We start from the raw sequence: 6,745 nt of genomic DNA, 5'->3' as shown, positions 1-6,745 counted from the left end.
TCAGGTTCAGTGCGGAACCGAAACGCTGGATGAAAGTGACCGCGCCAGCCTGGCCTTGCATCGGGTTCTGCTCCGTGCGGGCTCGGTGCGTCTGCCAGTTCGATAGAGCGCGCAGGTAGATCTCGCCACGATCACGGACCCGAGGGTCGTCTCCGCAATCCTGCGCCATCTGGGCCTCTCAGCCCGCGCCCCGCCGGAACCCGTCAACGCCGATGAGACACTCGATCGTTCGCTTTACTGAGCAATTCCTCCAGTCGTTGATGTTCCGGGTGGGTTGATCCAGACCGCTTCGGGAAGTGGGCTGGGTTTCGGGGTACCCCGGAGGAAGCGTTCAGGATGAGCCGCCCATGTGGCTTCCAGCATGCGCGTTCTTTCGCGATGACTGCGGATGCTGGAGTTGATTGCGGTGCTCACGCACCGGTTGGCACCCGGCCAGGACTCGATACTTCCTATCCGCCGATGAATCAGCACTCAAGGACGCGATGGAATAGGCGATCCCGACTGGGCTACTGGCCCAGGGACTCGTGAACCAGCTCGCGAAAGGCCTCCGCTGCCGGCGAGAGGCGTACGCGGGTGGGATAGACCAGGCCCAATGTGCGCAGCTCCGTCCGCCCGAAGACGCGGATCGCGGCGATCCGACCGCTCGCAACCTCGTCGGCGACAGCGATCTCGGGGACGATCGAGATCCCGAAGTCGAGCGCGACGAGTCGGCGGATCAGGTCGATGCTCGCGAGCTCCATGGCGACTTGGGCGTGGACGCCCGCGGCCACGAGGGCCTCATCGATGAAGGCGCGCGTGCGAGAGCCCCGATCGAGCAGAAGGAGTGGCAGGCCGGCCAGCTCCGAGAGGCGGACGCGCCGCCGACGGGCGAGAGGGTGAGAAGCGGCACAGATGAGAACGTCCTCGCGCTGGGTTACGGGCTCCGCCACGAGTCGTGATTCACCGGTTGGGAGTGTCACCAGACCCAGGTCCACCTCGCCAGCGAGCACCTGACGGACGGTCTCGGGAGAGGGCCGATTGGAGATGCGCACCTCGACCGCCGGATAGCGCTCACGGTAGAGCTCGAGGACCGGCGGGAGGAGATGACACGCATTCGTGTCACTCGTTCCGATGGAAACCACTCCGCTGGTCAGCTCGCGGAGCCCAGCGAGGGCGGTGAAGCCCGCGTCGAGTTCCGAGAACGCCCTGGACGCGTGCTCGAAGAGCACCTCCCCCGCCTGTGTAAGGCGCACGCGCCGCCCGGAGCGATCGAAGAGCCGCTCACCGAGATCGTCTTCGAGCGCCCGAATCACCTGGCTCACAGCCGGTTGCGTGCGACCGAGACGCAGGGCGGCGCGGGAGAAGCTCCTCTCCCGCGCGACCTGCACGAAGGCATTCAGACGATCTAAATCCATAAGACTATCTTATCCATATTATCCAAAACATCCATTTGACTGATCTATAGACCTGTTCCACCGTCTTCCCCGGCCGCACTGGAGCGGCGGAGGAGAATCGCCATGCCCGTCACTGCCGTAGTCGGGGCCTGCTGGGGAGACGAGGGCAAGGGGAAGCTGACCGACGCAGTAGCAGCCGATGCGCAGTGGGTCGTGCGCTTCCAGGGGGGGCGAAACGCCGGCCACACGATCGAGAGCAGATGGGGCCGCTTCGCATTGCACTTGTTGCCCTCCGGGGTGTTTCGAGCGACGACGGCGAACGTGCTGAGGCCGGCTGTCGCTCTCGATCCTCCTGCCTTGTTCGAGGAACTCGCGGGGCTCGAGCGGGCCGGAGTGCCCGCCCCCAGGCTCTACGTCTCGGATCGGGCTCAAGTGGTCCTCCCGCACCACGCCGAGTTGGATGATCTGGAAGAGGAGCGACTCGGAGCGGACCAACTCGGCACGACGCGGGTCGGAATCGCGCCGTTCTACGCAGAGAAGGCCCGTCGAATCGGAATTCAGGTGTGTGACCTCTCCGATCCTAAACGCCTCGAGTCCCGCCTCGATGCCGGACTCGCGCAACGCAACGCTCTGCTCTGCGGGCTCTACGGCGCACCTCCGCTCTCGATCGGAGCCTTGGTCGATGAGCTGACCGAGTGGGGCCGCCGCCTGCAGCCCTACGTCGCGGACACGACGACTCTGCTCCACGAAGCTCTCGCTCGCGGCGAGCGGATCATCGTCGAGGGCCAGCTCGGCGCTCTGCGCGATCCCGACCACGGGATCCATCCCTTCACGACTTCGTCGTCGCCCCTGGCGGGATACGCCGCGACGGGCGCGTGCATCCCGCCAACCGCTTTCGACACGATCATCGCGGTGGTGAAGGCGTACTCCTCGAGTGTCGGGGGAGGACCCTTCGTGACCGAACTCTCGGGAGCGACGGCCGAGGCACTCCGCGTCGCTGGGCGTGAGTTCGGTGCCACGACGGATCGACCTCGACGGGTCGGCCACTTCGACGCCGTCGCCGCCCACTACGGCTGCCGCGTCCAGGGAGCGACGGAGGTCTGCCTGACCTTGCTCGACGTACTCAGCGAACGAGAGAGCCTGCAGATCTGCACGGCCTATGAGATCGACGGGATGCTCGAAACCGTCTTCCCGACGATGCCCCGACTCGAGCGCGCCTCGCCGGTCTACGAATCCTGGCCCGGATTCAGCGGCGACCTCGGAGCCGTGTGGAGCGCAGAGGATCTCCCGGAGGAGGCCCGGCGCTACGTCGATCGCATCGAGGAGCTGATCGCATGCCCGATCCGCTGGATATCGGTCGGCCCGGGGCGCGACGCACTCATCCGCAGACGCTGATCACCACGAAGGTCGTATTCAAGGGCTCTGGGCGATATCCAAGCCGGTGGAAGCGCACCGAGAGATGATCCCCCAATCCCGCGAGTACCTCAGCCTGCTTATGGGGGCACCTTCCCTCTCGATGACTGCGCTTCGCGAGGCAGGGGTCGAAGTCCTGGAGCGCTACGGAGAGAACCTGCTCGGCCTACTCGTGCCCTCAGACAGCGTTTCGGCGTACAAAGAACTTGTGCGCGATTGTCTTCAGCCAGGATTCTGGAACGACCTCGTTAGTCCTGAGGAGATTATCTTCATCTTCAAACTCCGGGACGGGGCCGTCCGAGAGTACGTGCTCGACGATGAGAATCGCGCCGAGATCTCGGCCCTTTGCTCGGAGCTCAATGGAGATCCTCTCTACAAGACCTCGGATCTTCTCAACTACTTTGCTGCGAACTCCTTCTACCGGGACGTCATGGTGGAGCATCACGGAGCCGAGCCCCGGTAGGCGCTGAATAGTTGACTGCACCGCAAACTTCCCACATCCTGCCCACACAATTGTGATCCGCGGGTAATAGGGCCCGCGCTCACTCCATCGAATGTTCCGACCCGACCCGGCCTCTCCGGGGGCGGGCGAGGAGCGTTCCGATTGGGGGCGAGCGCCGGGCCTTTCGAGTTTCTGGTGATGGCTCGCCGGAGGACACATGAATCCCGTAAGCAAGATGGAATCGAATGCCGAGTCGCCGGGGCGACCCGGGTCGTTCGAGCTAGACGGACTGATCGACGAGTTGGCGGAAGAAGCCACGCGCGAAGGCGCTCTGGCCAGGCTGCGGGCAATCGGTCCCGCTGCGCGCGAGCGCGTGGTTGCCGGCCTCCTCGACGGACGCTGGCAGGTGCGGCTCGCGTGTCTTTCGTGGCTGGGCGCCAGCGGTTCACCCGAGGATGTGCGTGAAGCCGTTCCCCTGCTCTGCGATCCGCGTTCGCGCGTTCGCGTCTCTGCCGTCTACGTCGTCGGCCGGCGTCGCGAGGGGAGAGGCGACCCGCTCCTGAGCGCTGAAGTCTTGCTGATGGAGCGTGTCTGCCAGGACGAGAGCATCAAGGTGCGACGCGAGGCGGCGCGCATGCTCGCGTTCGAGCGGGCACATCCGCAGCTCGAGGGCTTCTTCCAGAAGATTCTGGACGAGGAATGCGATCCGAAGCTTCACCAGGCGGCGGGAATCGGCCTGTGGTTCTGTCGCCACTCGCCGGGTTCCTCGCTCGCGGAGGATCGGTGATGCTCACGCCGGAACAGCGCACGGAGTTCGAGGAACGCGGGCTCATCCGTTTGCGCGGCGCCGTGGATGCTGCGGCGGTGGGGAGGCTGTGCGAGCGCATCTGGAAGCTCGTCGGTGAGCGTGAAGGGTTGGGCGCGACGATGCGCGGATCCGGTGTCCGTATCGCGGCAAAGACCGTCAAGCCGCTCAAACGGGACGGCGAGTTCGATCTGATCTACTGCCCGGCCGTTCGGGTCGTTGCCGATCAGCTGCTCGGGGTGGATCGGTGGTTCAAGATGCCGATCAGCATGAGTCTCCTCATGACGATGCCGGGGGCCGGACCGTGGGCCCTTTCGCACAAGAGCTGGCATCTCGACTACCCGTGTCCTGGCGGGGTCCGAGTCCTGCCCGGCCTGCAGCCCTTCCTCTTCCTGGATCGCGTCGAGCCGCACGGCGGCGGCACGCTCGCGGTCCTGGGATCGCACCGCTTGGTGGCGAAGATCCAGCAGGAGAACGGCCCGGACTTCTCGGGACGCTCGGCCGAAATGCGAAAGCTGCTCCAGGGCAGGGTGCCGTGGCTGCGGGCGCTGTGGTCACTTCGGCCGGGTGAGGATCGCGAGGCGCGCTTCATGTGCGAGGGAGAGACCTTCGACGGAGTGCCGTTGCAGGTCGCGGAGATGACGGGAGAGCCCGGCGATGTGGTGCTCGCGCATCCGTGGCTCTTCCACGCGCTCGCACCGAACTGCGGCGAGCGCGCGCGGATGGTGCTGACCGATCGTCTGCAGGTGTACTCGCATCCGAACTCGATCTATCACCGGGTCCTCGAGGAACGGGAACGGAAGAAGCGGAGCGGTTCGGATGGCTAGGGAATCTCTGCACAGGGTCGCGCGACGCAGCGCAGGCGGATGCATAGCGCTTCGCAGCCGCAGCCTCCCTGTGCAGAGGTTCCCTAGGTGCCAGGTTTCGACCGAGTCGCAGAGGCGATGTGACGCTGCCGACTTCCGGCCCGACGAGCCTGCTTGAGCACCACCTGCTCACGTGCGGGCTACTGCGGTTGATTGACAGATGAATAGTAGAGGTCGTCGTCGTCGCTCTGCAGACTCGCTCCGAGGCTCACGATTGCGAAGTGCTCAGTATCAGTCTGATAGATGTAGGCTTCGCCTTGGTACGGGTCTCTTGGCAAGTCCCCCCCCGGATTGAGTCGGCTCCACTCTTCGTAGAGTGTTTCGACGTCGGCTGGCAATTCTCCCGTGCGTTCCTGATGCGATTCGACGGCCGCAACCAGTTCCACGATCTCCCTTTCGATCTGGAGCCGAAACGCTTCTGCTTCTTCTGGGCTGTACACGGCGACATCTTCCACATTGACTGCGTCATCCATGAGGGCTGTGTCGTTGCTCTGTTCGAGCGCCGTCTGAATCGCGGGCCATACGCCCACACTAAGGGCGCCCCCGCTTGCGACCGGAACTCCGACCAGGGCCACTAGAATGGCCAGAGCTCCGAACTTGGCGGGATTGGTCGAGAGATCCCCTGCCACAAGACTCGGTTGGAGTTCTGCGATTCGGTGGGCGATTGGAGGATGGCTCGAAAGCCATCGCGCGATTGTCATCCATGGCGTGTCGATGTCGAGGCTCTGCGCGACGAGTGCGCGCCGGTTCACCAACGGGCCTTGTTTTCCGCCTGCAGCCAGAACACAAAGGCCGTCGAGTGAGGTTTCGCTCTCGCCGCATGAACCGAATCCATAGCGGTCGCAGGTGTACTCGCACGCGCGCGAGTAGGCCTGTCCAAGAAACGGGATGAACAGACCTGGCAGTAGAAGCCAACGCCAACTCAGGTGCCCCGCATGAACGTGCCCCAATTCGTGAGCGATGATGAAATCGCGGGCGGCTTCGTTCTCGCCGCAAGCATCGACGAGATCCGAATAAAGCACGATGAAGTTTCGACCAAAGAACTTCGTCGCCATCGCATTCAGATCGCCACCCGCCTGCACGAGATATGCATCGGGAGTCTCCTTCAAGCCAACTCTGAGGGCGATCTGTTCGACCCGCGCATGCAGCTCGGGAAACTGCTCCGGTCCGAGACGAACGGCGTTGCCGCGCAAGTGGTAGATGAACGCGAGATGAGCAAAGAAGAAGAACACGCCAATCATCAGCGCGTAAATCGCTCCAATCAAACTCATCGCCAATAAAGCCCACATTGCGATGGCTGCAACTACGACGATGACTCGAAGCAGGCGTTCGCTCGGCCAGCGGTGAATCTCCAACGGAGCATCGTTCTTCGCGACAGACATTGGGTGAACCTCCGGGATTCCGGGCGCCGATGCAGCGCAATGCGCGTATAGGAAGTATAGCACCCCTGTCTCCCTAATAGGACCATCCATTTTCGGCTGTTGGGATCCGACTGTCGGGGAATCTGGGGGCTCTCGAACGGACGCGGGCAGCCGAGCAGCTGCAAAGGGACTGCCCGCCAAAAATCCGCTCCGCAGCAATACTCTGCAATCACCCGCTTTGCGCCTTCGCTGACCAACAGCCGTTGGCCAAATTTGGAGTTCCTCCTCACAGCCAATTCGGACACGTAGGGTCTACGAAACACGCGACTAGCAATCAGACCTCCTGAATCGCCCCGGGTTTCCCGGAGACCTTATTCCTTGAGAGGATGGGGTCATGGGACGCAAGAGCAGGTTTTCGCAAGAGGTTCGTGAGCGAGCGGTTCGGATGGTCTTCGAGCACGGGGGTCAGTACGACTCCGAGTGGG

Annotated in this window: 6 protein-coding genes; 4 read left to right on the top strand and 2 right to left on the bottom strand. The window is 63.6% G+C overall.

The genetic code is table 11. The features are described 5' to 3' along the window. Positions 1-506 precede the first annotated feature (506 nt). Positions 507-1,394, bottom strand: coding sequence for a LysR family transcriptional regulator (locus GY725_08040; protein MCP4004128.1), 888 nt, complete (start codon positions 1,392-1,394; stop codon positions 507-509). A gap of 102 nt (positions 1,395-1,496) precedes the next feature. On the opposite strand from GY725_08040, the gene GY725_08035 reads away from it, so the two are divergent. The 4 genes from GY725_08035 to GY725_08020 all read left to right on the top strand — a co-directional run bounded on the left by GY725_08035 (position 1,497) and on the right by GY725_08020 (position 4,860). Next, positions 1,497-2,768, top strand: coding sequence for an adenylosuccinate synthase (locus GY725_08035; protein MCP4004127.1), 1,272 nt, complete (start codon positions 1,497-1,499; stop codon positions 2,766-2,768). A gap of 64 nt (positions 2,769-2,832) precedes the next feature. Further along, on the top strand, positions 2,833-3,249 hold the full coding sequence (locus GY725_08030; protein ID MCP4004126.1) for a hypothetical protein: 417 nt from the start codon (positions 2,833-2,835) through the stop codon (positions 3,247-3,249). A 196-nt stretch (positions 3,250-3,445) separates the two neighbouring features. Then, positions 3,446-4,015, top strand: coding sequence for a hypothetical protein (locus tag GY725_08025; GenBank protein MCP4004125.1), 570 nt, complete (start codon positions 3,446-3,448; stop codon positions 4,013-4,015). Continuing rightward, complete coding sequence (locus tag GY725_08020) at positions 4,015-4,860, top strand: phytanoyl-CoA dioxygenase family protein (protein ID MCP4004124.1); 846 nt, start codon at positions 4,015-4,017, stop codon at positions 4,858-4,860. Before GY725_08025 ends, GY725_08020 begins: the two co-directional genes overlap by 1 nt. A gap of 179 nt (positions 4,861-5,039) precedes the next feature. On the opposite strand, the gene GY725_08015 is transcribed toward GY725_08020, so the two are convergent. Beyond that, entirely contained in the window at positions 5,040-6,281 is a 1,242-nt protein-coding gene (locus GY725_08015; protein MCP4004123.1) for a M48 family metallopeptidase, read from the bottom strand. Positions 6,282-6,745: the final 464 nt, after the last annotated feature.

It is taken from the genome of bacterium (assembly GCA_024226335.1).
Classification (GTDB): Bacteria; Myxococcota_A; UBA9160; order SZUA-336; family SZUA-336; genus JAAELY01.
This window is presented reverse-complemented; position numbering and strand designations above follow the sequence as displayed.

Excerpts from the sequence above, each read along its gene's own strand:
- GY725_08040 (MCP4004128.1), bottom strand. The coding sequence starts at position 1,394 with ATGGATTTAGATCGTCTGAATGCCTTCGTGCAGGTCGCGCGGGAGAGG.
- GY725_08035 (MCP4004127.1), top strand. The coding sequence starts at position 1,497 with ATGCCCGTCACTGCCGTAGTCGGGGCCTGCTGGGGAGACGAGGGCAAG.
- GY725_08030 (MCP4004126.1), top strand. The coding sequence starts at position 2,833 with ATGATCCCCCAATCCCGCGAGTACCTCAGCCTGCTTATGGGGGCACCT.
- GY725_08025 (MCP4004125.1), top strand. The coding sequence starts at position 3,446 with ATGAATCCCGTAAGCAAGATGGAATCGAATGCCGAGTCGCCGGGGCGA.
- GY725_08020 (MCP4004124.1), top strand. The coding sequence starts at position 4,015 with ATGCTCACGCCGGAACAGCGCACGGAGTTCGAGGAACGCGGGCTCATC.
- GY725_08015 (MCP4004123.1), bottom strand. The coding sequence starts at position 6,281 with ATGTCTGTCGCGAAGAACGATGCTCCGTTGGAGATTCACCGCTGGCCG.